21 protein-coding genes are annotated in these 24,390 nt (G+C 57.0%); 14 read left to right on the plus strand and 7 right to left on the minus strand.

The genetic code is table 11. From position 1 onward, the window contains the following. The first annotated feature begins 24 nt into the window (after positions 1–24). The 4 genes from AUC61_RS09470 (at position 25) to AUC61_RS09485 (ending at position 5,968) form a co-directional block, all read left to right on the plus strand. A complete protein-coding gene (locus AUC61_RS09470; RefSeq protein WP_243246038.1) occupies positions 25–2,223 on the plus strand; it encodes a TonB-dependent receptor in 2,199 nt (732 codons plus the stop codon). 115 nt (positions 2,224–2,338) lie between these two features. After that, positions 2,339–2,851, plus strand: a complete 513-nt coding sequence (locus AUC61_RS09475) for a GNAT family N-acetyltransferase (RefSeq protein ID WP_243245671.1) — start codon at positions 2,339–2,341, stop codon at positions 2,849–2,851. 353 nt (positions 2,852–3,204) lie between these two features. Beyond that, positions 3,205–4,638: a sugar porter family MFS transporter gene (locus AUC61_RS09480; RefSeq protein ID WP_279290983.1), complete on the plus strand. Its 1,434-nt coding sequence runs from the start codon at positions 3,205–3,207 to the stop codon at positions 4,636–4,638. Positions 4,639–4,759: 121 nt separating this feature from the next. Further along, a complete protein-coding gene (locus AUC61_RS09485) occupies positions 4,760–5,968 on the plus strand; it encodes a sugar transporter (protein ID WP_243245673.1) in 1,209 nt (402 codons plus the stop codon). Here the strand turns inward: AUC61_RS09485 and AUC61_RS09490 are convergent. After that, on the minus strand, positions 5,917–8,454 hold the full coding sequence (locus tag AUC61_RS09490; RefSeq protein ID WP_243245674.1) for a sensor domain-containing protein: 2,538 nt from the start codon (positions 8,452–8,454) through the stop codon (positions 5,917–5,919). The two genes, AUC61_RS09485 and AUC61_RS09490, sit on opposite strands and share 52 nt — an antisense overlap. A 278-nt stretch (positions 8,455–8,732) precedes the next feature. Here AUC61_RS09490 and AUC61_RS09495 point away from each other — a divergent pair, with 278 nt between their 5' ends. The 4 genes from AUC61_RS09495 (at position 8,733) to pcp (ending at position 13,636) form a co-directional block, all read left to right on the plus strand. Then, complete coding sequence (locus AUC61_RS09495) at positions 8,733–9,245, plus strand: sigma-70 family RNA polymerase sigma factor (protein WP_243245675.1); 513 nt, start codon at positions 8,733–8,735, stop codon at positions 9,243–9,245. Continuing rightward, positions 9,246–10,196, plus strand: a complete 951-nt coding sequence (locus tag AUC61_RS09500) for a FecR domain-containing protein (RefSeq protein ID WP_243245676.1) — start codon at positions 9,246–9,248, stop codon at positions 10,194–10,196. A 241-nt stretch (positions 10,197–10,437) separates the two neighbouring features. Further along, positions 10,438–12,807, plus strand: a complete 2,370-nt coding sequence (locus AUC61_RS09505; protein WP_243246040.1) for a TonB-dependent siderophore receptor — start codon at positions 10,438–10,440, stop codon at positions 12,805–12,807. A 175-nt stretch (positions 12,808–12,982) separates the two neighbouring features. Then, positions 12,983–13,636 (plus strand): pyroglutamyl-peptidase I, encoded by a 654-nt coding sequence (gene pcp, locus AUC61_RS09510; RefSeq protein ID WP_422765174.1) that lies wholly within the window; start codon positions 12,983–12,985, stop codon positions 13,634–13,636. 55 nt (positions 13,637–13,691) lie between these two features. Here pcp and AUC61_RS09515 read toward each other — a convergent pair whose 3' ends face one another. From AUC61_RS09515 to pmrG, 4 genes are read right to left on the minus strand one after another with little or no spacing between them, the layout of a single operon-like run. After that, a complete protein-coding gene (locus AUC61_RS09515; protein ID WP_243246041.1) occupies positions 13,692–14,057 on the minus strand; it encodes a hypothetical protein in 366 nt (121 codons plus the stop codon). An 11-nt stretch (positions 14,058–14,068) separates the two neighbouring features. Then, complete coding sequence (locus AUC61_RS09520) at positions 14,069–14,830, minus strand: phosphatase PAP2 family protein (RefSeq protein WP_243245678.1); 762 nt, start codon at positions 14,828–14,830, stop codon at positions 14,069–14,071. Beyond that, positions 14,790–15,713 carry a phosphatase PAP2 family protein gene (locus AUC61_RS09525; RefSeq protein WP_243245679.1) on the minus strand — a complete coding sequence of 308 codons (924 nt, stop codon included), beginning with the start codon at positions 15,711–15,713 and terminating at the stop codon, positions 14,790–14,792. Before AUC61_RS09525 ends, AUC61_RS09520 begins: the two co-directional genes overlap by 41 nt. Then, positions 15,713–16,399 (minus strand): lipopolysaccharide core heptose(II)-phosphate phosphatase PmrG, encoded by a 687-nt coding sequence (gene pmrG / locus AUC61_RS09530; RefSeq protein ID WP_243245680.1) that lies wholly within the window; start codon positions 16,397–16,399, stop codon positions 15,713–15,715. Before pmrG ends, AUC61_RS09525 begins: the two co-directional genes overlap by 1 nt. A 327-nt stretch (positions 16,400–16,726) precedes the next feature. Between pmrG and AUC61_RS09535 the strand changes: the two genes are divergently transcribed. The 4 genes from AUC61_RS09535 to AUC61_RS09550 all read left to right on the plus strand — a co-directional run bounded on the left by AUC61_RS09535 (position 16,727) and on the right by AUC61_RS09550 (position 20,685). After that, positions 16,727–18,367 carry a phosphoethanolamine transferase gene (locus AUC61_RS09535; protein WP_243245681.1) on the plus strand — a complete coding sequence of 547 codons (1,641 nt, stop codon included), beginning with the start codon at positions 16,727–16,729 and terminating at the stop codon, positions 18,365–18,367. A 62-nt stretch (positions 18,368–18,429) separates the two neighbouring features. Continuing rightward, entirely contained in the window at positions 18,430–19,104 is a 675-nt protein-coding gene (locus AUC61_RS09540; RefSeq protein ID WP_243245682.1) for a response regulator transcription factor, read from the plus strand. Positions 19,105–19,246: 142 nt separating this feature from the next. Then, positions 19,247–19,891: an ABC transporter ATP-binding protein gene (locus AUC61_RS09545; RefSeq protein WP_243246043.1), complete on the plus strand. Its 645-nt coding sequence runs from the start codon at positions 19,247–19,249 to the stop codon at positions 19,889–19,891. Further along, positions 19,891–20,685 (plus strand): ABC transporter permease, encoded by a 795-nt coding sequence (locus AUC61_RS09550; protein WP_243245683.1) that lies wholly within the window; start codon positions 19,891–19,893, stop codon positions 20,683–20,685. The genes AUC61_RS09545 and AUC61_RS09550 overlap by 1 nt, the downstream gene beginning before the upstream one ends. Positions 20,686–20,810: 125 nt before the next feature. Here AUC61_RS09550 and AUC61_RS09555 read toward each other — a convergent pair whose 3' ends face one another. After that, positions 20,811–21,692, minus strand: coding sequence for a LysR family transcriptional regulator (locus tag AUC61_RS09555; RefSeq protein WP_243245684.1), 882 nt, complete (start codon positions 21,690–21,692; stop codon positions 20,811–20,813). Positions 21,693–21,811: 119 nt separating this feature from the next. On the opposite strand from AUC61_RS09555, the gene AUC61_RS09560 reads away from it, so the two are divergent. Then, on the plus strand, positions 21,812–22,660 hold the full coding sequence (locus AUC61_RS09560) for an SDR family oxidoreductase (protein WP_243245685.1): 849 nt from the start codon (positions 21,812–21,814) through the stop codon (positions 22,658–22,660). Positions 22,661–22,813: 153 nt separating this feature from the next. Next, on the plus strand, positions 22,814–23,476 hold the full coding sequence (locus AUC61_RS09565; protein ID WP_243245686.1) for a hypothetical protein: 663 nt from the start codon (positions 22,814–22,816) through the stop codon (positions 23,474–23,476). Between the two features lie 156 nt (positions 23,477–23,632). Here the strand turns inward: AUC61_RS09565 and AUC61_RS09570 are convergent, their stop codons facing one another. Beyond that, a complete protein-coding gene (locus tag AUC61_RS09570) occupies positions 23,633–24,229 on the minus strand; it encodes a TetR/AcrR family transcriptional regulator (RefSeq protein WP_243245687.1) in 597 nt (198 codons plus the stop codon). Positions 24,230–24,390 lie beyond the last annotated feature (161 nt).

Below are 24,390 nucleotides of genomic sequence, written 5' to 3' on the forward strand. Positions count from 1 at the left end.
GGGCTTTTGCGCCCGCGATTCCTCATGCGTTATTCCCCCGGGATCCATTCATTCCTCATTGGCTGGAATCGTATGTCCCGCAACTTCCTGTTTCAAACCCTGGCGAGTCAATCGCTGCGCATCACGCTGCTCCCTTGCTTCGCCATTTCGCCTGCGGCCTTTGCCGCTGACGACACTGTGATCGCCCTGCCGTCAACGGCAATCAGCGATACCGCAGACAACGGCGAAACCAGCCTGGCCACTGCCCTGCCCGCCGGTTCCCGGTTGAATCTCAGCGCGCTTGAAAACCCGGCCAGCCTGAGCAGTCTGGGTGAGTCCGCCATCCACAACCGTAATAACCTTTCTGTGCAGGACGCCGTCAGCCGCTCGCCAGGCATCACCAGCATCGCTACGCCGGGTGATGGCAACACGGCGCTTTCAGCACGCGGTTTCGCCGGACATTCTTCAGTGATGACGTTGTTCGATGGCTCGCGGCTGTATACCGGGGCTGGCACCCAGACCTTCCCGGTCGACCCGTGGATGGTAGAGCGCATCGACGTTATTCGCGGCCCTGCCTCGGTGCTGTATGGCGAAGGCGCGACAGGCGCCGTGATCAATGTGATCCCCAAGAAGCCACTTGAAGGAGATGTTCGCAACACGCTGCGCCTGGGCTATGGGTCCGATGACCGCCAGCAGTTGGGGCTGGACAGCGGCGGCTCGCTGAGCGACACACTGAGCTATCGCCTGACCCTGAACCAGGAGCAAAGCAACGGCTGGGTGGATAACGGCAACTCCAGAAGCCTGGCCCTCAGCGCCGCCCTGCGCTGGCAGGCAGCTGACAACCTGAGCTTCACCTTTGCCCATGAGCGTGGCGACAGCGAACCGATGAGCTACTTCGGCACGCCGCTGATCGACGGCCATTATCGCGACAGTCTGCGGAACAAAAATTACAACCTGCAAAACGCCGTGCAGCGCTACAACGATGAGTGGACCCGACTCAATACCGACTGGCAGATAACCGACAACGTAAGCGCCAGCAACCAGCTTTACTACATCAAGAGCCGTCGTCACTGGCGCAACGCCGAGACCTATAGCTGGAGTAACGCGCAAGGCCAGCTTTTGCGCGGAGACTATCTGGAGATCAAACACAATCAGGAGCAGATTGGCGATCGCCAGAGCTTCACCTTCGATCATTCGCTCTTCGGGCTTAACAGCAGAACGGTAGTCGGTGCCGAGTACAACAAAATCCGCTTTGGCGTCGATAACAACTCGCCGTATACCGATGTTGGTGGAGACTACGTCGATCCATGGAACCCGGCCAACGGCTACTTTGAGAGTCAGTCGCCCACCCAGCCTCTGAGCGACAGTACGACACGTACCTTCGCACTGTTTGCAGAGAACCGGTTGCAGTTGTCCGAGCGCTGGTCTCTAGTGACCGGTATACGGCGCGATCAAAATCATATCGACCGTAACGACTTGCGCGCCAATACGCGCAGCGATCGGAGCCTCACCGGCGGCAATTGGCGCGCCGGACTGGTTTTCGCGGTGACAGATCAGCTGTCGTTGTATGGCCAGTATTCGACCAGCGAAGACGGCGTCAACAATCTGATAAGCCTTAATCCGACCCAGCAGCAAATGGACCTGACTGAAGCCAGACAGACTGAGTTCGGCCTCAAGCAGCAGTTCTGGGAAGGTCGCGGGGAGTGGACGCTGGCGGCTTACCACATCGTCAAAAAGAAAATGCTCACCACTGACCCTGTGACGCGTTTGGCGCAGCAGGTCGGCCAGCAATCCTCGGACGGCCTGGAGGCCTCGCTGGAACTGGCGTTAAGCCAGGGCTGGCATGTATCAGCCAATGCCTCGGTAGTGCGTGCCAAATATGACGAATTCAATGAAACCGCTGGCGGTCAACTGGTCTCCCGGGCAGGCAACCGTCCTACCGACGTGCCTCGTCGCAGCGCCAATCTGTGGTTGGGCAAGGCGCTGACTCAAGACCTGGATGCAGGCATGGGCCTGCGCTATGTCGACGCCCGCTATGCCGATACGGCCAATACCACCAAAGTACCTGGCTACAGCGTAGTGGACGCAAACCTGGGCTGGAATGTGGTGCCGGATGTGCGTCTGGGCCTGCAGTTGAATAACCTGCTGGACCGGCGTTATGCAGCAGCACAGTACAACAGCGGCCAACAATGGCTGATGGGCCAGCCACGGTCGTTTTTCGTGACCGCGGATTACAGCTTCTGAGTAACGGGCCAATACCCTGACCGCGCTGGCATGATTCGCGTGCCAGTTCTCAGTGCAAGCCCTGTGACACAAGGCTGCCGTATACTGACGGGCCGCAACCGCACTTAAGGAATGAATGCCAATGCGCGCCCCGTCTTCTGCCATCGTCCTCGAACGCTTTACTGAAGCGCACGCCGAGGGCGTTGCAGCGCTGTACAACGTCCCCGCAGTCGCCAGGCAAGTCCTGCAAATGCCTTTTCAGTCCGCTGATATCTGGCGCAAACGACTGGACAGTAGCAATGAACGACTGGTCAGCCTTATAGCGCTCCATGAAGGGGCCGTCGTCGGTCAAGGCTCTCTTGAGCAGTTTTCCCGCATCCGCCGCAGCCATTGCGGTGCCATTGGCATGGCCGTCGCCCAGGATTGGCAGGGTCAGGGTATCGGTAAACAACTTTTAACCGCACTGCTGGATATCGCCGACAACTGGATGAAACTGCGCCGGGTCGAGTTGACTGTCTATGCGGACAATCAGGCAGCGGTAATCCTCTATGAAAAGCTGGGGTTCGAGACCGAGGGATTACTCCGTGATTACGCGATTCGTGACGGGCAGTTCACCGATGCGCTGACGATGGCGCGTATTCGCGGATGATGCGGTCCCAGGCACATTGTTGATGTCGGAGGACCGGCCGGGCGGCGTTCCGCTTTAGCCGGAGGGCGTCATTTATGCTGAAAGATTTGCCGCGAATCGATCAGCCATCTCCCGGCTGAAGCGGAACGCCGCCCGGCAGGTCACTAGGGGCGTAGCGCCACTCGCGCAAATCCCACCCGCTGAATCGATTAACCTTTCATTGAATATGTTTCCAGTTTTTACGGAACTAGCCCGGTCTGACATCCCCTAAGCCTTCAAGCCAGCGGCCTGGCAAGGCTTTGCCTCGTGCACCGACGGCACCGTCGGAATATCTCCGCTCACCTTCCCGGCCGCCTAACCGTTCAATCAAGGATTTGCAGTTCATGTCCTCAAACACTACGACCGCCTCCGCGCGCAACGATAACGACGGGCAACGTATGTCACCCCGCAGGATGATATTCATCTCCGTGCTTGTCGCCACCATGGGCGCCCTCGCCTTCGGGTATGACACGGGCATTATTGCCGGTGCGTTGCCGTTCATGACACTGCCTCTGGATCAGGGTGGGCTCGGATTGAACGCCTTCACTGAGGGGCTGATCACGTCTTCGCTGATTGTCGGCGCCGCCTTCGGATCGTTGGGCAGTGGTTACCTGTCAGACCGTTATGGACGACGCGTCACCCTGCGAGTGCTATCGCTGCTATTCATTGCCGGTGCATTGGGTACTGCAATCGCCCCTTCGATTCCGTTCATGGTCGCGGCGCGTTTCCTGTTGGGCATCGCAGTAGGTGGCGGATCGGCCACGGTACCGGTGTTCATAGCGGAAATCGCTGGTCCAAAAAAACGTGGTCGTCTGGTCAGCCGTAATGAGCTGATGATCGTCAGCGGTCAGTTGCTGGCCTATGTGCTAAGTGCCCTGATGGCTGCCTTGCTGAGTTCTTCGCACATCTGGCGCTACATGCTGGCTATCGCGATGATTCCCGGCCTGTTGCTATTGATTGGTACCTTCTTTGTTCCGCCTTCGCCACATTGGCTGGCTGCCAAAGGTCGTTTTGACGATGCTCAAGACGTGTTGGAAAAGCTGCGTGACACGCCAGAGGAAGCGAAGCGCGAAGTCGAGGAAATGAAGGCCCAGAAGGAACATGCCCGCAAGCGCCCGCCTATCTCCGAGCTGCTGCGCCAGGGTTGGGTGATCAAGTTGCTGCTGATCGGTATTGGCCTGGGCTTCACCGCTCAGTTCACCGGCGTGAATGCCTTCATGTACTACACCCCGATCATTCTCAAAACCACGGGTATGGGCACCAACGCAGCATTGACAGCCACCATCGGTAACGGGGTGGTGTCCGTAATCGCGACCCTGCTCGGCATTTGGGCGATTGGCCGATATGGCCGCCGCCATTTGCTGATGACGGGGCTGGTCACGGTAGTTCTCGCCCAGATAGCGCTGGGTTGCGTGCTGCAGTTCATGCCGCAGGACCTGACCCAGAGCTACGCCGCCCTCGCCTGCATTCTGCTGTTCCTGCTGTTCATGCAGATGTGTATTGCACCGGTTTACTGGCTGCTCATGTCTGAACTGTTTCCGGCGCAAATCCGCGGTTTGTTGACCGGCACAGCGGTGTCCATGCAGTGGCTGTTCAACGCAACAGTGGCGTTCCTGTTCCCGATAGCGCTGGACACATTGGGCAACCCGACATTCTTCGTCTTTGCAGTAATCAATGTCGGCTCTTTGCTGTTCGTGTTCTTCTGCCTGCCGGAAACCAAGGGCAAGTCGCTGGAAGAGATTGAAAAACACATGAAAAAAGAGCTGTAAACGCTACTGGCCTGCTGCTCTAATCGCAGGAGCTTGCAGGCTTTATGACGCCGACTGGCTCAGACACACACGGCGGCTGCCCGGTTTCAGGGGCATTCGCCAAGACTATTTGCGAGGATTCATGAGTACGCCTGCCGACGCGCAACAGGCCAGCTGGATCAGTGTAGGCGCACTGGCAGTAGCGGCTTTCATCTTCATAACCACCGAGTTCGCCCCGGTGGGCCTGCTTTACGCCATTGGCAGCAGCTTCGACATGACGGCCGCCCAAGTGGGCCCGATGCTCACGGTTTACGCCTGGACGGTGTCGCTCATGTCGCTGCCGATGATGCTGCTGACGCGTAACGTCGAGCGACGGCTATTGCTAAAGGTTGCCATTGGCACCCTGATCGTAAGCCACATCGTGCTGAGCCTGGCCCCCAATTTCACCATGGTGGTCATTAGCCGGATCGGTATCGCCCTGGCGCATGCGGTGTTCTGGTCAGTGACTGCATCGCTTGCAGTTCGCCTGGCACCAGGTGGCAACCGTGCACGGGCACTCAGTCTGCTGGCGATGGGCGCTTCGTTGGCGATGGTTCTGGGGATTCCCATCGGCCGGGTGCTGGGCGAAAGCATGGGTTGGCGCGCAACGTTTGTGACCATCGCCGCCGTCGCTGCCCTGATCTGGATTCTGCTGACCAAGAAGCTGCCGCTGCTGCCGAGCCAAAACAGCGGCAGCCTGAAGAGCCTGCCCATTCTGTTCAAGCGACCTGCACTGGTTTCGCTGTATTGCGTCACTGCGCTGGTGGTTACGGCCAACTTCACGGCCTACACCTACATTGAAACCTTCGTGCAATCGGTCGCGGGCTTTAGCGAACAGACCACCACCTGGATGCTCTTGTTGTTCGGGCTGGCCGGTTTGATGGGGTCGATTTTCTTCAACACGCTGTACACCCGATTCGCCAACCACCTGACCGTCATGGCCATTGGTTCGCTGTGCATCTGCCTGACCTTGATGCTCTGGGCTTCATGGAGCATTTACACATTGGTCGTGGTCTTTGCGCTGTGGGGGCTTGCGATGTTGTGCTTCGGGATTCTGATGCAGTCGCAAGTGATCCAGCTGGCACCGGACGCCACCGACGTAGCGTCCGCGATGCACTCGGCCATCTACAACGTCGGCATCGGTGCCGGTGCGCTGCTTGGCAGTATCGTGGTGCATCACCTGGGTTCGGCCTGGGTCGGATTCGTCGGCGGCTTCCTCGCCCTGTGTGCGCTGGTGATCAGTCGGGTGACCAGCAAACGTTATGGCGATTCCGAGCCATTGCCAGCGGGCTCAGTGGAAATCATGCACTGAGCCGCATCGTCGCGACGCAGCTCCTTGAGCCGCTCGGTGGCAGACACCGGGTGGCCAAACAGGAAGCCCTGAAAATGTGAGCAACCTTCTGCTTCCAGTTGCAGCTGTTGTTCACGGGTTTCCACGCCTTCGGCAGTGGTCTTGATCGACAGGCTGTTGCTCATACCGGTAATCGCCCTGATGATCGACAAGGCTTCCTGGCTTTTGCCCATGTCGCGAATGAATGACTTGTCGATCTTGATGCGATCAAAAGGGAACGAGCGCAAATAACCCAGCGACGAATACCCCGTACCGAAGTCATCCAGAGAAATAGCGACCCCCAACGCTTTCAGCTCCCGCAACGTGCGGATATTCGCCTCGGTATCGTCCAGCAGTACTGACTCGGTGATCTCCAGTTCCAGACGCTCAGGCGCAAGACCAGACTCTGCTAGTACCTGAGCAACGGTATCGACCAGCCCGGCCTTTTTAAACTGCGTCGGCGACAGATTGACCGCCACGGTCTGCTCTGTCCCCCAACTCACGGCTTCCCGGCACGCGAGGTCAAGCGCAAGGTGGCCGACCTCATGAATCAATCCCGTTTCTTCGGCAATGGAAATAAAGTCCAGCGGCATGATCATGCCTTTAACCGGATGTTCCCAACGCATCAATGCTTCGTAGCCGGAGATATGCCCATCCTGAGTATCGATGATGGGCTGGTAGTGCAATTGCAGCTGGCCCAACTGCAGCGCCGTGCGCAGGTCGGTTTCGATGAGGCGACGACTGCGCGCAGCTTCATCGAGTTCGTGGCGGAAACACTCCAGGCGATTGCGCCCGTTACGCTTGGCCTCATAGAGCGCCATGTCGGCATATCCCAACAGTTGTTGCGCGCTGTTGTGGTCATCCGGCGCCACGGAAATACCAATACTGACACCCACAGAAAGACCGTGGCCTTCGATTGAAAAAGGCGTGGTGATGGTGTTGATCAGTCTTTGCGCGGTAATGCGTGCGGCATCCAGGTTGTCGATTGCCGACAACACAATCGCAAACTCATCACCGCCCAGGCGCGCCAGCGTGTCCTCGTCGCGCAACTCACGGCGCAAACGCTTACCCAGGGCAAGCAGCAGCTTGTCGCCGAACGCATGGCCCAACGCATCATTGATGTTTTTGAAGTTGTCCAGATCCAGACACAGGACGGCGGTCGTCCGGCCTACTTGATGGTCGCGGTCCAGCGCCTGGCTCAGACGCTCGTTGAACAAAGTCCGGTTAGGCAGCCCGGTGAGACCATCGTGATGCGCCATGTGATGGATCTGCGCCTGAGCGGCAAGCTCCTCGGTGACGTCCTCGGCAACAAACAATACATAGCCCGGCTGGCCGTCGACGTTTTTGCACAGCAGCGTACGACTTCTCAGCGTTCGCTCCCCGGTGGCCGTCGTAACCTGTGTCTCAGCCAGTTGAACACCCGGGTGACGCAAACCCCGCTCCAGCTGATGCTCCATGTAGTCGGCGACAGCAGGTTGCAGCCCCTCATTCAGCCCGAGCCCCACCATGCTGGCACGTCGACCGCCGAAAAGGCGTTCGGCCTGTTGATTGGCCAACAGGATCTTCTTGGTCGCGAGATCCTGCGCGATCACACTGGCAGGAATATTCGAGATTACCGAATCAAGGAAACCGGAAAGAGACGCCATCTCATGGCTATATTGTTCTGCCAGCTCTTTGGCCTGAATCAACTCCAGTGCCTGACGGCGACGCTCACTGATGTCCCGGGTGATCTTGGCAAAACCGATCAGTTGGCCGTCTTGATCGTCGTAGATGGCGTCAATCACCACGTTTGTCCAGAACAGCGAACCGTCTTTGCGCTGACGAATGCCTTCGGCCTCAAAGCGCCCGTCGCGCAGCGCTGTGTCCAGTCCTTGCTGGGGCAGCCCTTGCACGCGATCCTGAGGGGTGTAGAAAACCGAGAAATGCTGACCAATGATTTCTTCGGCCAGATAACCTTTTGCGCGCTGCGCCCCGGTGTTCCAGTTCACCACATGCCCTTGCGGGTCGAGCATGTAAATGGCGTAGTCAGTCACGCCCTGCACAAGCAGACGAAAACGGCGCTCTTGTTCCTGTTGCGCAAGCAACGCAGCCTGTTGCTCGGTGCAATCGCGAGTGATTTTGGCAAAGCCAATCAGATCCCCGGACTCGTCACGTATGGCATCAATGACCACATGCGCCCAAAGGGAAGTTCCATCCTTGCGTAGCCGCCAGCCCTGAGTCTCGAACTGCCCTGTCGTTCTGGCGGTCATCAAGCCTTTTTCAGGCAGGCCCGCGTCGCGGTCCTCCTGGCTGTAGAACGCAGAAAAATGACGACCGACAATTTCATGCGCCTTGTAACCCTTGGCCCGCTCCGCACCGGGATTCCAGTTGGCCACGATCCCCTCTGGGGTCAGCATGTAAATCGCGTAATCAACCACGCTCTGTATCAGTTGGCGATACATCAGGTCGGAGCTTTCAATCAACGGCATAACGAACAAACCTCAGGCGAATCCCAGGCCAGGAAGCCCATTCCAGAGGGGCACATCAGAGCTGGTCACATGTTTTGATATCGGCATGATGCCACTTTTTTAAAGGTTTTTTCCGACCAATGTCCGGCCACAGCCCCTGCGCCACCGTGTTTTGCCTTCGCAGGTGCGGCGCTGTGAAGAGGCTGTTGGACACGTCAATGCAGGCCAGGCTTGCCAAACCTGGTTACAACTATGAAAATGAGAGTCATTACCAATTAATCAGTTTCAGGCCTCCTGCCATGTCCTCTGCCGACCCGTCACTGCAACAAGCGGTGCATACGCTGTATATGGATCACCATCGCTGGCTTTGCGCATGGCTCCGCAAGCGTATTGGTTGTGTAGAGCATGCGGCGGACCTCGCTCAGGACACCTTCATTCGAGTCCTGACGCAGCGCAAGGGGCCGGAGTTGCGTGAACCTCGCGCTTATCTGAGTACCGTTGCGCGTAGCCTGATGATTGACAGTTTCCGCCGTCGCGCGCTTGAGCAGGCGTACCTGGAAACCCTGGCCGCGCGCCCTGAGCTACTCGATATTTCCCCCGAAACCCGACTGCTGATCATCGAAGCGCTGGTGGAAATCGATCGTCTGCTCGATGGTCTGGGTAGCCGCACTCGCGAGATCTTCCTCATGGCGCAGCTGGACGGTTTGAGTTACGTGGAGATCAGTCGGCAGTTGAAGGTTTCGGTAAACACAGTCAAAAAACACGCAGCTCGCGCACTGACTCATTGCCTGCTGTCGGTCGAGGACTGCTGAGTGGCCGTTGCCCATGCCCCCGATCGTGCCACTCTGGAAGCCGCGGCCCGTTGGTACGTGGACCTCAATTGCGAAGAACTGGACGACGCCACCCGTGAAGCTCATCGCCACTGGCTTGAGTGCGACCCAAGCCATCAGCAGGCCTGGGAACGACTGGGGCGACTGCAGGCAAAATTCGAACTGGTTACCCCCGGTGTCGCTCGGCCGACATTGAACAGTGCACGAGCTAAACGCCGTGATGTGCTCAAAGTGCTATCCCTTCTATTGGCCGCAAGTGCCGCCGGTGGAGTGGCATGGCAAACCACGCCGTTACCAAACTTATTGGCTGACCAACGCACCGGGGCGGGTGAACGTCGACGTGTGCGCCTGGACGATGGCAGCCAACTGCAATTGAACACCGCCACTGCCTTAGACATTCACTACAGTGCGCAACTGCGTGAACTGCGCCTGCTTAGCGGTGAAATCCTCATCGAAACCGCACGAGATACGCTGGCCCGGCCGTTCATCGTCCACACCCGCGAAGGCAGCATTCGCGCCCTTGGTACCCGTTTCATCATCCGCCAGGAAGGCGACCAGACCCGGGTTTGTGTGCTGGAGCATGCAGTGGAAGTGCGCCGCGCCAGTTCGACTGAAGCCGTGCGCGTGGACGCTGGCCAGCAAATCAGCTTCAGCGAAGCCAGGCTGGGGCCATTGCAATCGGCCGACCAGCAGGCCGATGCCTGGACCCGTGGCATGCTGGTGGTCAACGATTGGCGGCTGGAGGATTTCATCGCCGAACTGCAGCGTTACCGAAGCGGCCACCTGGGGTGTGACCCGGCAATTGCGGCGCTGCGCATCTCGGGTGCGTTTCACCTCGGCAATACCGATACCGTCCTGGAAAATCTGACCACGACGCTGCCGGTACGCATTCGTCGTTTCAGTCGCTACTGGGCGAGCGTTGAACCCGTTTGAAGGCTCCGGAGACACTGCCGGACGACATTGAAAAAAATTCTGCCAAGGGGGTTGTTGATTCCTGTTCTCGTTCGACTTTGTAGATAGAGGCGCAACAGACGCCGCAATCACGCAACAGGACGAAAAAGGAACCCGCATGTCTCCGCGCACGCCAACCACTGGAAAACTTCGCATCAATACCTCCTCAATCCAGACACCCCCCAGGGCATTGGCGCGGGCGGTTCACTTTGCAGTGTTCAGCATGATGCTGGGGGCAACGTCGACTGCCGTGATGGTCGCACCTCCCGCATGGGCTCAGACCAGCACCGAAACCGAATTCAATATTCCCGCTGGCTCGGTCAGTTCGGCACTGGAACAGTTTGCCGCAACCGCGGGCGTAACCGTTTCCTTCGAACCCGGCGCGGCGCGGGGTAAAACCACGCAAGGCTTGCAGGGTCGCTACAGCACCGATGCCGGCCTGCGGCAGTTGCTGGTCGGGAGCAAGTTGCAGGCATTGCCTCACGCCAATGGTAGCTATTCGCTGGTGCCCGTGATCGGCGATGCCTCAACGGTACAACTCGACTCGACCAACATTTCCGGCAAGGCTGGCGAATCAGCGGCCGGCCCTATGGACAGCTACGTGGCTACCCGCACCGCCGCCGGTACCAAAACCGATACGCCGATCATCGAAGTACCGCAGTCCATTTCGGTGGTGACCCGCAAGCAGATGCAGGACCAGGGTGCCCAAACGGTGACCGAGGCGCTGCGCTATGTACCCGGCGTAAAAGTCGAAGGTTACGGCCTGGACCCCAAAGGTTTTGACTGGCTGTTCATTCGCGGCTTCAACGGCCAGTCCACCAGCGACTACCTCAATGGCTTGCGTCAGCAGAACAACAGCTACGCGTTTTTCCGCAGCGACCCTTACGGTTATGACCGTATCGATGTCGTCAAAGGCCCCTCCTCGACCCTGTTCGGTCAGGGCGACGCGGGCGGCATCATCAACCGCGTCAGCAAAAAGCCTGAAGCCAATCACGTCAACGAAGTGCAGTTGGCTGCTGGCAGCAATGACCGCCGTCAGGGCCAGTTTGATCTGGGCGGTGCGCTGGATGACGAGCAACATTTGCTCTATCGCGTCGTCGGGTCGGTACGTGATGCCGATACCCAGGTGGATTACGCCGATGGTCACGAGCTGAAAGATGACCACCTGTATATCGCGCCGTCCTTCACCTGGGCGCCGAATGAAGACACCAGCCTGACGCTGCTCAGCGACTTCATGCAGGACCGCAATGGCGGTTCGCTGTTTGCCTACAGCACGCCGAACGGTCACACCACCAACACCCTGATGGGCGATCACAGCTTCAACCACCTGAATCAGGATCAATACAGCTTCGGCTACGAATTCCGCCATCGCCTCGACGACACCTGGGAATTTCGCCAGAACGCACGCTACGGTCAGGTGGACGTGATCTTCCAGAACCTGCTGCCGTTCAGCGTCGACACCACCACTGGTGAGACGGTTCGCGGTGCAGATCGCTTCGATCAGCACATGAACACCTTTGCCCTGGACAATCAGTTGCAGGCTGATTTCGACACAGGCTCAATCAGCCACAAACTGCTGATGGGTGTCGATTACACCTGGCAGGAAGCCGACATTACGCGGTGGCGTATTCAGGGGCCGAACCTGAATATCTACAACCCGGTTTATGGCCAGCCCGTCACCCGTCCAACGGAAGCCAACAGCATCGGCTCCATCAATTACGACCAGAACATCGAACAGCTCGGCGCCTACATTCAGGACCAGATCAAGTTCGACGATCACTGGATTCTCACTGCAGGCGGTCGCTATGACTACGTGCGTAACGATCTGGACAACCATGCCAATATCAACGGCTCATCCAACCAGAAGGACAACGCGTTCACTGGTCGCCTCGGTCTGACCTATGTCACGGAATTCGGCCTCGCGCCGTACGTCAGCTACGCCGAATCGTTCGCACCCAATACCGGGCTGGACAGCAGCAGCAGAGGCTTCGATTCCAGCGAGGCGCACCAGTGGGAAGTCGGGGTGAAATATCAGCCAAGCGACGCCATCCTGATGACGCTGGCGGCCTACGACCTGACCAAGACCAACGTGTTGACCGCCGAACTGGTCAACGGCGCCACCACCGGTTTCTCAGTGGCCAATGGTGAACAGCAGTCGCGGGGCATCGAAGCCGAAATCAAAGCAAAACTGGATCAGAACTGGGACCTGATCGCGGCGTACACCTACACCAACGCCGAGATTACCAAGAGCAATCGGGGCGACGAAGGCAATCGTCCGGCCAACGTGCCGAAACATATGATGTCGACCTGGCTGAGTTATACCTTCCGCGACAACCTGCTCAATGGTCTGATGCTGGGCGGCGGTGCCCGTTATACAGGCGTGCTGTATGGCGACAACGCCAACACGTACCACATCGACAACTACACCTTGTTTGACGCAGGCGCGAGCTACCCGATCAACAAAAACATCACCGTCTCCCTGAACGCGCAAAATCTGCTCGACGAAAAATACGTAGCCACCTGTGACGACTCTTATGAGTGTTACCCCGGCCTTCGTCGCACCCTTCTGACCAGCGTGAAATATTCCTGGTAATACCTGAAGGCTCGCCTCCTGCAACGGGAGGCGATTGCCCCGTAACGTGCTGTCTGGAGCCGGACGCCAGGCAGCCCTGCGGCACAACACTGTCCCGTCCAACGGCCACGTGTTGCGCCGTACATTCTGGTGATAGAGTCACACTTTTCCCGACCTGCCCGATAAAGGAATGCACGTGAGCAAAACTGTTCTGTTGACCGGCTTTGAACCCTTCGACGGTGAGGCGATCAACCCGGCCTGGGAAGCGGTTAAAGCACTGGATGGCGTCGAAGTCGTGCCCGGCTATCACATCGTCAGTCGGCAATTACCCTGCGTTTTCAACCTGTCACTGAAGGCGCTGGAGCAGACGCTGCAGGCGCTACGCCCGTCATTGGTCATTGCTGTAGGCCAAGCGGGTGGTCGCCTGGATATCTCGCTCGAACGCGTAGCAATCAACCTTGATGACGCGAGAATCCCGGACAATGCCGGTCAGCAACCGATCGATAGCGCAGTGATCGAACACGGTCCGGCCGCGTACTTCTCCACCCTGCCGCTCAAAGCGATGTTGCTGGCGTTGCGCGAGAACGGCGTACCGGCCAGTGTCTCGCAGACCGCGGGAACGTTTGTCTGCAATCACGTGTTTTATGGCCTGATGCATCTCTTGCGCGACTATTCGTCAATGGTCCGTGCCGGTTTCGTGCACATCCCTTATCTGCCGCAACAAGCTGCGCGTTTTCCCGGAACGCCAAGCATGAGCGCTGAACAGGTCACTGCTGCCTTGCGGCAAATGGTGGTCACAGCGCTGGACGTGAAGGAAGACGTGGCTGTCAGCGCGGGCGCTTTGCACTGATTTTTGATCAGGGGTGAACGGCAGCGCTACGAAGGCACTGCCCAAGCTTGCATCGTCAATGCCTGATTGCCTTGCTCCACGCCTGATCCTTGCTGTGCTGCCAGTCCCGGTCGGCCTGGCTGTCGATGCCCACATGACGCTGAAAATCGCTGGTGGTGCTGGCCTGGCACTGGCGAAAACCATCATCCCAACCGGTGGCGTACTTACGATCATCCAGGTAAGCAGGCACGTTCTTGCGAAACTCACCCAGTGCTCCGGCCGCTTGCCTGCCGCTGCCGCAGCCATCTTCAAAGCCGCTGGCATACGGCGCTGGATAGCCCTGAGCGAGTAGCCGTTCCCGGGTACTTTCACAGCCTGTCAGCACAGTGACAGATAGCAACACCGCCAATGCAGCAATGCCACGTTTACCCAGGATTTGCATGCACATGATATTCAGCCCTTCCCGCCTGCCACTTCTGCAGTGCCAGAGTCGAGCGATGCCTGTGCCTGTGCCTGTGCCTGTGGACGATAGAGAATCCAGCGGTAGCAGAGCACACAGATCACCCAGTCAAAAAGCAGGGTCCAGATGTTATGGGAAAGGAAATGGGCGCCCTGCAACATCCGGCCCACAGACAAAATCACCCCTAACCCGAGCGCGAACCCAAGGGCGATGCGCGCGCCGCGCTGATGGCGGTCACGCAAGGCAAAGAACAACGCCAGCAACGAAAACCCGGTAGACGCATGACCTCCCGGCCAGCAGCGGCCCGGTTTGAGGGTGTCCGGGCGCTGACTGAGCAATGGCGTGTAAGTCTCCGTGCCACCGAAATCGCTCAGGCTCCACGGGCATTGCACGGCAGTCACCACCTTCAGCGGCGTCACAATTGACGTGGTCAACGCAATGGCCAACACCGTGTAGCCCAGTGGGCGACGCCATTGCGTGAGCTTCGACGAAAACCAGCTGCCCAGATAGGCAATCGTTAATAGAACGAACAGGAGAATCACCGCCTGTTTGACACGGTCGTGCAGGATATCCTCCAGCCAGTAACTTTTACGCCCGATAAAGCCCTCTCCCGGCACGTAAAACATCTGAGCGATGGAAAAATCCAGCGCGGTCGGGTCAAGCAGCAACATCAACCCCATCAACACGACAGGGATACCTAACGCGAGTCGAAAATCAAAAGGTCGCGATGCGCGAAGTGGTAGTGCAATAGCCATGGACAGGTTCCGTTATTGGATGACAGAGGCAGTGCGTGTTACGTGTTGATGCACCCGGTTTGATTAACGCCGGTTCAAGTTGAGGCTCTGCTTTGGAGCGGATCGGCTGTTGCAAGGCCGAGCGGCCATAGAAAAACAGCGCCGCGAGGAGCGTGCTCAGCCAGACAAAAATGCCCGCCCAAAACGTATGCGACAGGTAGTGCCAGCCCTGCAAAACCCGCGTTGTGCCATAGACGAGGCCCAGTAAAACCACACCCGCCAATAAAAGCCTGGAGTGCTGCCAGCGATAACGTCGCGCGACGAAATACAACGCGAACAGGCTGAACGCGCTGGAGGCGTGACCACCTGGCCAGCAGCGCCCGGCGCCCGCCTCGCGCCAAAACGTGAAGTTCTCGAACCATTCCTTATGTAACTCTTTCCCGCCATACAGCGTTGTTTCCACCGGACAATAAATACTGGTGTGGCTTTTAAGGTAATGAATCAGCCCGGTACTCAGCGCAAAAGCGACGATGACGAAAAAGAAATCCAGACGGTGACGCTGCAGGAGCTTCAGCGGGCTTGCGACTCGCGAGCGGGTGATAAATCGGCCGGGCTGCGTGTGACGATAGCGCTCAACACAAGGCCAGACGAACGACAGCAATGCACCGATGATCGCCAGCTCCCCCGTCGAGTCCGGAATGATTCGCGCCCACTTGTGAGTGATCTTTTCAAAGAGATGACTTTCACCGATAGGGAACGCGCCCACGACAGGGTCGTAGAACAGGTTGCTGAACAGCCGGTCGAGATCCGTCAGATCAAACGCCAGAAAGGTGAGCAACGCCAACAACAAGGGCAAGCCCAGATAGCGGGAATAGAAACCGGAACGGGCACTTGAGGCCTTCATCAATTCACCTGCCCAATCGTCATGTTTTTCCACTGCGCTGCGTCCATTGAACCGATGATGCTCGGCGCATGTTTACCGTCTACGTTCACGAACACCGCCTGGGCGTATTCACTGGAACGATCCCCGGCGCGTACACCCATCTTGCGTTCGAACTGATCGATGCAGCCGCTGTGGGTAATCAGCACCAGATTCTGTGCAGACTTTTTGTGGGCAAGAACCGAGTCTCTGAAACCACTATTACAATCGCTGACCCAGCTCTGGGTTGGCACGACTCGGCCCAGAATAAGGTCAGCGGTCTGACGAGTGCGAGTCAGCGGACTGGCAATGGCCTGGGCGTTTTCAAGGCCCATCTGCTGCAAACCGACACCCACCGCCTGCGCCGAATGACTGCCTTTGACCGTGATGCCATCAGTGCCGTCCAGGCATGGGTTGCCAGAGCGATCACAGCGTTCTGCGTGTCGGACCATGACCACAACATCGCCTCGGGTCCAGCGCTCATACAAGTTAGAGTTATTAAAGTTGTTATTGATACTTAAGTCGACGACCGGTGTCGTTCTGTAAAACCAGATAATTAATACCACGGCCAAAATAGCCACCGCCATGGCCATTACTGAACGGCCGCTGAACATTGAAGCGAAAGAGGCTTTACCGGAAAGAACCTGCTCATTAATCAAGGTAGTGCTCACGCCATCGCTCCTGCAAAAAATACCACCCTGACAAACGTCAGGCGCTGTGTTCTGAAGTTCGCCGTACTATGGGCAGCAGCCTAAAGTGAGCCACGTGGGAGAGCGGTGAAAACAATGTGAAAAATAAGTCGTAAACGATGCACTGAAATACGGTTATTCAGCCACCGTTCAGTTGCTAACAATTAGCATTAACTTCTACCAGCACCCTACTTTTTATTGGCATGTTTTTCACAAAAATTTGATCATTCGCTGCCTAGAGTCTGCGCCATTGGAGACGTCATGCTCAGCCACCCGAGCGCCCTCCCTAATTGAGTGAAGCGGAATCACATGTTTAAAATTAAACCCATACGCCCCGAGGTGGCGACGCTGCTCGCCAGCGCCTTCTTGTTGCTCGGATTCAACAGCACGCTGTGGCAGCACCTTTTGAGTATCACCGACCACAACGCAATGCTGCGTCTGGCGTTCGGTATTATGTTGTTTGGTGTTTTCAACATCACGCTCACGTTACTGGCCTTTCGTAAAATATTTAAACCGGTGCTGATCGCCTTATTCATGATCAGTGCGGGCGTTGCTTATTTCATGAGCCGCTATGGGGTACTGATCGACGCTGGCATGTTACGAAACTTCGCTGAGACCAACGCGACTGAAGTGTGGGATTTACTTTCACCTAAACTATTTATTTACATTTTGCTGCTTGGCCTGTTGCCGTCGTTCCTGTTGTGGAAGACACCCATTAACTATCGCCCGTTGCCCCGCGAGCTCATCAGCAAGACACTGGTCAGTATCGGCTGTGCTGCTGCTATTGGCGGCATCGCATTACTCAACTATCAAGGCTTGTCATCACTGTTTCGCAACCACCACGAGTTACGCTTGATGGTCGTGCCCAGTAATTACATTGGTGCCTCAATTGGCTACCTGCGTGAACAAGTCGTTACCGCACAAAAACCCTTCGTGAAAGTGGGCGAAGATGCCACCCGGGACAGTGCCTGGACCGAGCGACCGCGCAAATCGTTAACCGTATTGGTCGTCGGTGAAAGTGCCCGCGCCGAGAACTTCGGCATCCTCGGATACAACCGGGATACAACGCCGCAGCTGCGAGCCGAGCAAGGGTTGATTGCCTTTACTGACGTTCATTCCTGCGGGACTGAGACAGCGGTGTCGGTGCCGTGCATGTTTTCCAATATGGGCCGCAAGAATTACGACGCGTCCACAGCCAAAACAGAGGAAGGTCTGCTGGATGTACTCAAGCGTGCCGGAGTAGACGTGATCTGGCGTGACAACCAGTCTGGCTGCAAAGGTACCTGTGACCGCGTTACGCTGCAGGATGTCAGCAACCTGAAAGACCCTGGCCTGTGCGCCAACAGTGAGTGCAGGGATGAAATTCTGCTGCAGGGGCTGCAGAACTTCATCGAGCACCTGGACAAAGACACCGTGCTGGTACTGCATCAAATGGGCAGCCACGGCCCGGAGTACTTCAAACGCTATCCGAAGGAATTTGAGAAATTTACCCCCGTCTGCGAAAGCAACGCGCTGGACAAGTGCAGCCGGGACAGCATCGTGAACGGCTATGACAATACCCTGCTCTACACCGATCATGTACTGGCGAGCCTGATTGATATCCTGCGCCGTAACCAGGCCAACGTAGACACCGCAATGATTTACCTTTCCGACCATGGTGAGTCGCTGGGCGAATACAACCTGTTCCTGCACGGCACGCCTTACATGCTTGCCCCGGACCAGCAAAAACACGTGCCCATGATGGTCTGGTTTTCGGATACCTATCAGCAGTCATTTGCCCTTGATACGGCGTGTTTGCAACAAACACGTAATGCGCCCTTGAGCCAGGACAACCTGTTCCATTCAATGCTGGGTTTACTGAAGGTGCATACTCACGTCTACGACCCATCGCTGGATATGTTTGCCGGTTGCAGCAACAGCACTGCAGACGGCGTATTGGCCAACAAATAAAAGACGTCATGCCGGGGATAAAAAGCGACAGTCCCAGCAGACCACACAATAATGTGAGCCCGATGCGCATACTTGTTATCGAAGACCATAAAGACATCCTCGCCAACGTCTTAGAGTATTTCACGCTCAAGGGCTGCGAAGTCGTCGGTGCGCTGGATGGCCTCACAGGGCTGCATCTGGCGACGACGGGGAATTTCGACGCGATCATTCTCGACCTGATGCTGCCCGGCATGGACGGTAATCTGCTCTGCCGAAAGCTGCGGGAGGATGCACGACAGAACGTTCCGGTACTCATGCTGACTGCCCGTGACCAACTGGAAGACCGTTTGACCGGGTTCCACGTAGGCGCCGACGATTACATCGTCAAACCTTTCGCCCTCTCGGAGTTATATGCCCGGGTTGAAGCGGTGACATGGCGCTCCACCGGCCTGAAAAAGAACGTGCTGAAGATCCATGATCTGACTTACGACCTGGATTCGCTGGAGGTCAGGCGAGGCGGCACATTGCTCAAACTCAACCCGACCAACAGGCTGCTGCTTGAATTACTGATGCGCAAAAGCCCAATGGTGGTGAAACGCAAAGAGTTCGAGCAGGCTATCTGGGGTAGCAATGCACCAGATTCCGACAGCCTGCGCACCAGCCTGTACACACTGCGCAAAACCATCGACAAACCCTTCGATACGCCGTTACTGCACACCGTTCATGGCATGGGCTACAAGCTGCAAGGACCGCGTTAAGTAACGGAGCTTCTTGTATTTACCCTGATGGCGCGAGCAAACTTCACCGTTAACCTTGCGCTTTTGGAGTCTGTACTTGTCGTCACCCACCCCGCCGAGCATTCAAGACTCCAAACTGGTCGAAGCCCGCGCGCTCAGTCGCATGGATCAGAGCAACGCTGTGCAACTGCTGCACCCGGTGAATTTCACCTTGAGCGCCGGCGACAGAGTGGTGATAACCGGCTCGTCCGGGTCTGGAAAAAGTGTTTTTTTGCGCACATTGGCTTTACTGGATGCGCCCGGTTCCGGTGAGGTGGTCTGGCGAAATCATCCTGTTGTGGCTGCGCAGATCCCTGCTTACCGCAGTCGGGTTTGCTACATTGCGCAACGTCCAGCACTGGTCGATGGCACGGTTGAGGACAACCTGCGTTTTCCCTACAGCCTGAATATCTTCAAACAGCAGACCTTTGATATTGAGAAAGCCAGAGCGCTTCTGCGCCAGGCTGGCAAACCAGAAAGCTTTCTATTGAAGACCGCAGAGGACCTTTCCGGTGGTGAGGCCCAGGTCGTTTCGCTGATTCGCGCTATTCAGCTAGACCCGGAAGTCATGCTGCTGGACGAACCCACTGCCGCGCTGGACCCTCAATCATCCAGAGAAGTGGAGGCATTGGTCGATGCGTGGTTTGCAAATGACACCGCAGCCAAGCGTGCCTATATATGGGTCTCCCATGATCACGATCAGGCGCAACGGATGAGCAACATCCGACTTGAAATGCACGCAGGTGTGCTGACGGCCATGGATCACTGATGAATTATCAAAGCTTGTCGGCGGCGGATATCGCCATTGCAGCGTGCCTGATATTGATCAACGGCGCGTTGTCTCTGGGCTTGAAACTGGGGCTGGGCCGCCAGTTGATCTGGGCCTCGATACGGACCGTGGTTCAGTTACTTGCCATCGGCTACATCCTCGGCTGGGTGTTCGAATTTGCCTACTGGTATGTGGTGTTGCCGCTGATGTGCCTGATGACGCTCATCGCCGGTGTTTCTGCGGCCGGCCGTGGCAAACGCACCTACGCCGGGCGCCGCGTGGACAGCACTGTTTCGGTGTGGGGCAGCTCCTGGCTGGTGACCGCTATCGGCTTGCTGCTAGTCATCCAGATTCGCCCCTGGTACGAACCGCAATATGCGATTCCGATTCTGGGCATGATCCTGGGCAACACGCTGACTGGTGTATCACTGGGCATTGAACGCATGATGCAGGAACTCTCGTCAGGGCGAAGCACTGTGGAGATGATCCTCGCACTGGGCGGCTCGCGCTGGGAGGCCGCCCAAATGGCGGCGCGACAAGCCGTCAGAGCGGGCATGACCCCGACCCTGAATCAGATGAGTGTGGTGGGCATTGTCAGCTTGCCGGGCATGATGACCGGTCAGGTGCTGGCCGGACAATCCCCCGCCGAAGCCGTACGCTACCAGATTGTGATCATGTTTCTGATTGCCGCGTCTTCAGCGCTGGGAACGGTGTGTGCGGTATTGCTGACTTACCGCCGTCTGTTCTCGGCTGATCATCGTTTCATGATGCACAAGCTGACCACCAGGGTCTGAACACGCCGCGATCGTTAAACTCATCGCACATCCGGATCCTGTAGGAGCCATCGGAGGTTACGACGGTCGCGAAGCGGTCTACCAGACGTAATCCAATCGCAGCCTTTCGTCGCAACAACCAGCCCTCAACCACCCAACGCTTTAATGAACCCGATAAACGCCCGCAACGGCGCAGGCACATTGCGCCGCCCCGGGTAATAGAGCATCAACCCCGGCTCGTCCGGGCACCAGTCGCTCAACAACACCTGCAGCTTCCCGTCAGCAAGACTTTGCGCCACAGCGTGTTCCAGAACGAACGCGACCCCCAGACCACTTTCGGCAGCCTCTATCATCAGGGCCATTCGGTTGACGGTCAGCGAACCCGGCACATCGAGCTCTATTTCCTCGCCCTGACGCCCAAACTCCCAGGCGTAGCGCTCACCTCTGGGCATTCTGACCCGGATACATTTATGCGCCATCAGGTCTGCAGGATGCGCAGGACGGCCGTATTGCTGAAGATAATCTGGAGACGCCACGGGAACAAAACGTGCCTTGCCACCAAACGCCACTCCAATCATATCGGCCGGAACACTCGCGCCCAGTCGAATACCTGCGTCACAGCCATCAGCGACGATGTCCACCGGCCGCTCTTCGTGACGTAGCTCAAGCTCGATGCCCGGATGGAGCCTCATGAAGTCCGGCACCACCTCTTTCAACAAATAACGTGCCGCGGCAAACGGGGTATTGATGCGCAGCTCCCCGCTGATGCGGCCCTCATGCTGTTGATTGATTTCGTCGAGGGCGACGCTCAGGTCGCCGAGTATTGGCCGAATACGACACAGGAAAGCCGCACCCTCCACCGTCAGCGCAACGCTGCGCGTGGTGCGATGAAACAGGCGCAGTTTGAGTGTGTGCTCAAGCTCGGTAATCGCATGACTGAGGCTCGACGGCGCCATCTCAAGCGAATGAGCTGCGCGGCGGAAGCTGCCGATATCAGCGACGGCCAACGCCATACGCAGGCTTTTCAAATTGAGCTCGTTGATTAGTGGCAATTTTCGATCAGCCTGTTCGTGATTGATGGTCTATTCAGAACAGCATGACAGTCCCATTCTTGGTTTGAAATACACACATAAATGAGGACATCAACATGAGCACTTCATGGTTTATCACCGGAGCAAACTCCGGCTTCGGCAGACTGATGACCGAAACGCTGCTTAAACGCGGTGACCGGGTTGCTGCAACCTACCGCAGCGCCGGGGCACTCGACGACCTGACAAAAACCTATCCGGCGGCACTCATCCCCATTCAACTGGACCTCACTGATAGCGAACGCATCGTCCCGGCTGTTGCTGAAGCATTTCAGGCACTGGGGCATATCGACATCGTTATCAGCAATGCCGGTTACGGAACGTTTGGTGCAGCAGAAGAGCTTTCGTCGGACCAGATCAGGCGCCAGATCGAGACCAATCTGCTCGGCTCGATTTTTTTTATCCAAGCGCTGTTACCTCATCTGCGTAAACAACGGAAAGGCCGGGTTTTGCAGGTCAGCTCTGAAGGTGGCAGGATCAGTTATCCGGGCTTTAGCCTGTACCACGCCAGCAAATGGGGTCAGGAAGGTTTTATCGAAGCAGTGGCTCAGGAAGTCGCGCCCTTTGGCATCCAGATGTGCCTGTTGGAGCCCGGCCCGACGGGTACGAACTTCCTGGCAGGCATCGACAGTGCGCAACCGTCAGCGGCTTATGAAAACAGCCCGGTGGGCGACCTGCGTAAACGCCTCGAAAGTGGCGAATTCAGTCCGTCCATGGGTGATGCGATCAAAATTGCCAACGAGATGATCGCGATTGCACAGGCTGACGTGATGCCGCTTCGAGTGCCGCTGGGCAGTATTGCCTGGAACAATATCACTGCGAAATTAACCGAGCGCCAAACGTTGCTGAGCACTCAGAAAGACCAGGCTTATCGTTGTGATGTCGACGCGAAACAAGCATCCCGATAACTCGATAAAGCGTTACGCGCCCGGCAGATAATCATGAGTATGAATTTCATCAATTCCGACAATCAACGGAAGCATTTGAAATTATTAATGAAATAGCGTCCCCTTGCGAGCCGCGACACATCGTGTTGCATCCGCAAGCCAGGAGCTTTTGTTTTGCCCCTCACGTTCAAAGATTTAAAAACCGCGTCACTCATGCTGCTGCTCAAGCTGGTACTGACGGGCGTTGTTTTCGGGATGCTCTGGCTGGATATCGCCGTATTTGATACGCAGTTGCTGGAAATTTCATTTACCGAAATCACTCAGGAACTGATGCTCTTCGCCTGCGCCCTGCTCTTCTGGTTTTCACCGGCCAATGAGGGGCAGAAAGGCTTCAAGACACTGGTCGCAGGTTTCTTTGCCTGCCTGTTGATGAGGGAGCTCGACGGCCTTTTTGACCCTATCAGTCACAGCGCCTGGTGCTGGCCATTTCTGCTGATCGCCATTACGTCAGTGACGATTGCGTTCAACCCGGCAAACCGTCAGGACACACTCCGCGCTTTGGCAGCCTTCACCCGAACACCGGCGTTCGGGACCTTGTCGACCGGATTGTGCGTGCTGGTATTTTCCCGGGTATTTGGCATGGGAGCGCTATGGCATCTGATTCTGGACGACGGTTATGCGCGCCTGGCCAAGACAGCGGTAGAAGAAGGGGTGGAACTGATGACCTACGCCATGTGGTTGGTGGGCAGTCTGGATTACTGCCTGCAACAGAGGTCTGTTGCTGCACATGCCCACGGCACACTGGATGCGTCAAAGCTGCAAACAAGCGGGATCTGATTGCTCATCGAAATCGCAACTCTGATCCCTGTAGGAGCCATCGGAGGTTACGACGGTCGCGAAGCGGTATGTCAGTCACACCGCTATCGCAGCCTCGCGGAGCTCGTCAGCTCCTACAAAACCGTAGTCGCATAAATCGAATCTTGTCCCAACCAATCAAACGCTGTCTGAGACACCCAACAGCTGTCTGGTCGTGCTCATAGACGTCTGCAATGGCTGCCCATCGCGTTGCAGCTTGTTCAGCAGGCTCGCACCCAGCCACATCTGATACAGCGTTTCGGCCAGCTGTCGCGCGTCGTTGCCAGGCAAGCAACCGTCGGCCTGGCCCTGCTTGATGCAGGCGGTGATGCGCGACACGATTTGCTCTGCACCGTCACGTAATGTGATGCGCATCGACTCGGACAAGTCAGCCACTTCGGCGCTCAGCTTGACCACCAGGCACTCATTGCCACTGAACGGCTCGACGCATCGCTGCTGCCATCCCAACCAATAATCCATCAGTCGCTCGCAAGGCGTTAACCCTGGCAGCGCAAGACGTCGATCCATGTCCGCCAGATAGCCCGCGAAGTAATCTTCGAGCAAGGCTTGCCCGTACTGCTCCTTGGATTTGAAGTAGTGGTAGAACGAGCCTTTGGGCACGCCAGCCACTTGCAGGAGCTCGCTGAGCCCCACACTGGTAAAGCCCTTGCCCGCCATCATGCGGTGGCCGGTGTCGAGCAAATGCTGGCGGGTATCGTCATAAGTTGGTTTCATGCGCGAAAAATAGCAAACATTAGACCAGTCGTCTAGTTTTGAACCAACCTCCCGTGTACGAGACAAACCTTCAGGGCAGCAATCTGAAAAAAACTCTAGACGACTGGTCTATTTTCAATCTAAGCTCTGCTCCATCGGTCACCAGAAGCACTGGCGCCGTA

This window comes from Pseudomonas maioricensis, assembly GCF_022790535.1.
GTDB lineage: Bacteria > Pseudomonadota > Gammaproteobacteria > Pseudomonadales > Pseudomonadaceae > Aquipseudomonas > Aquipseudomonas maioricensis.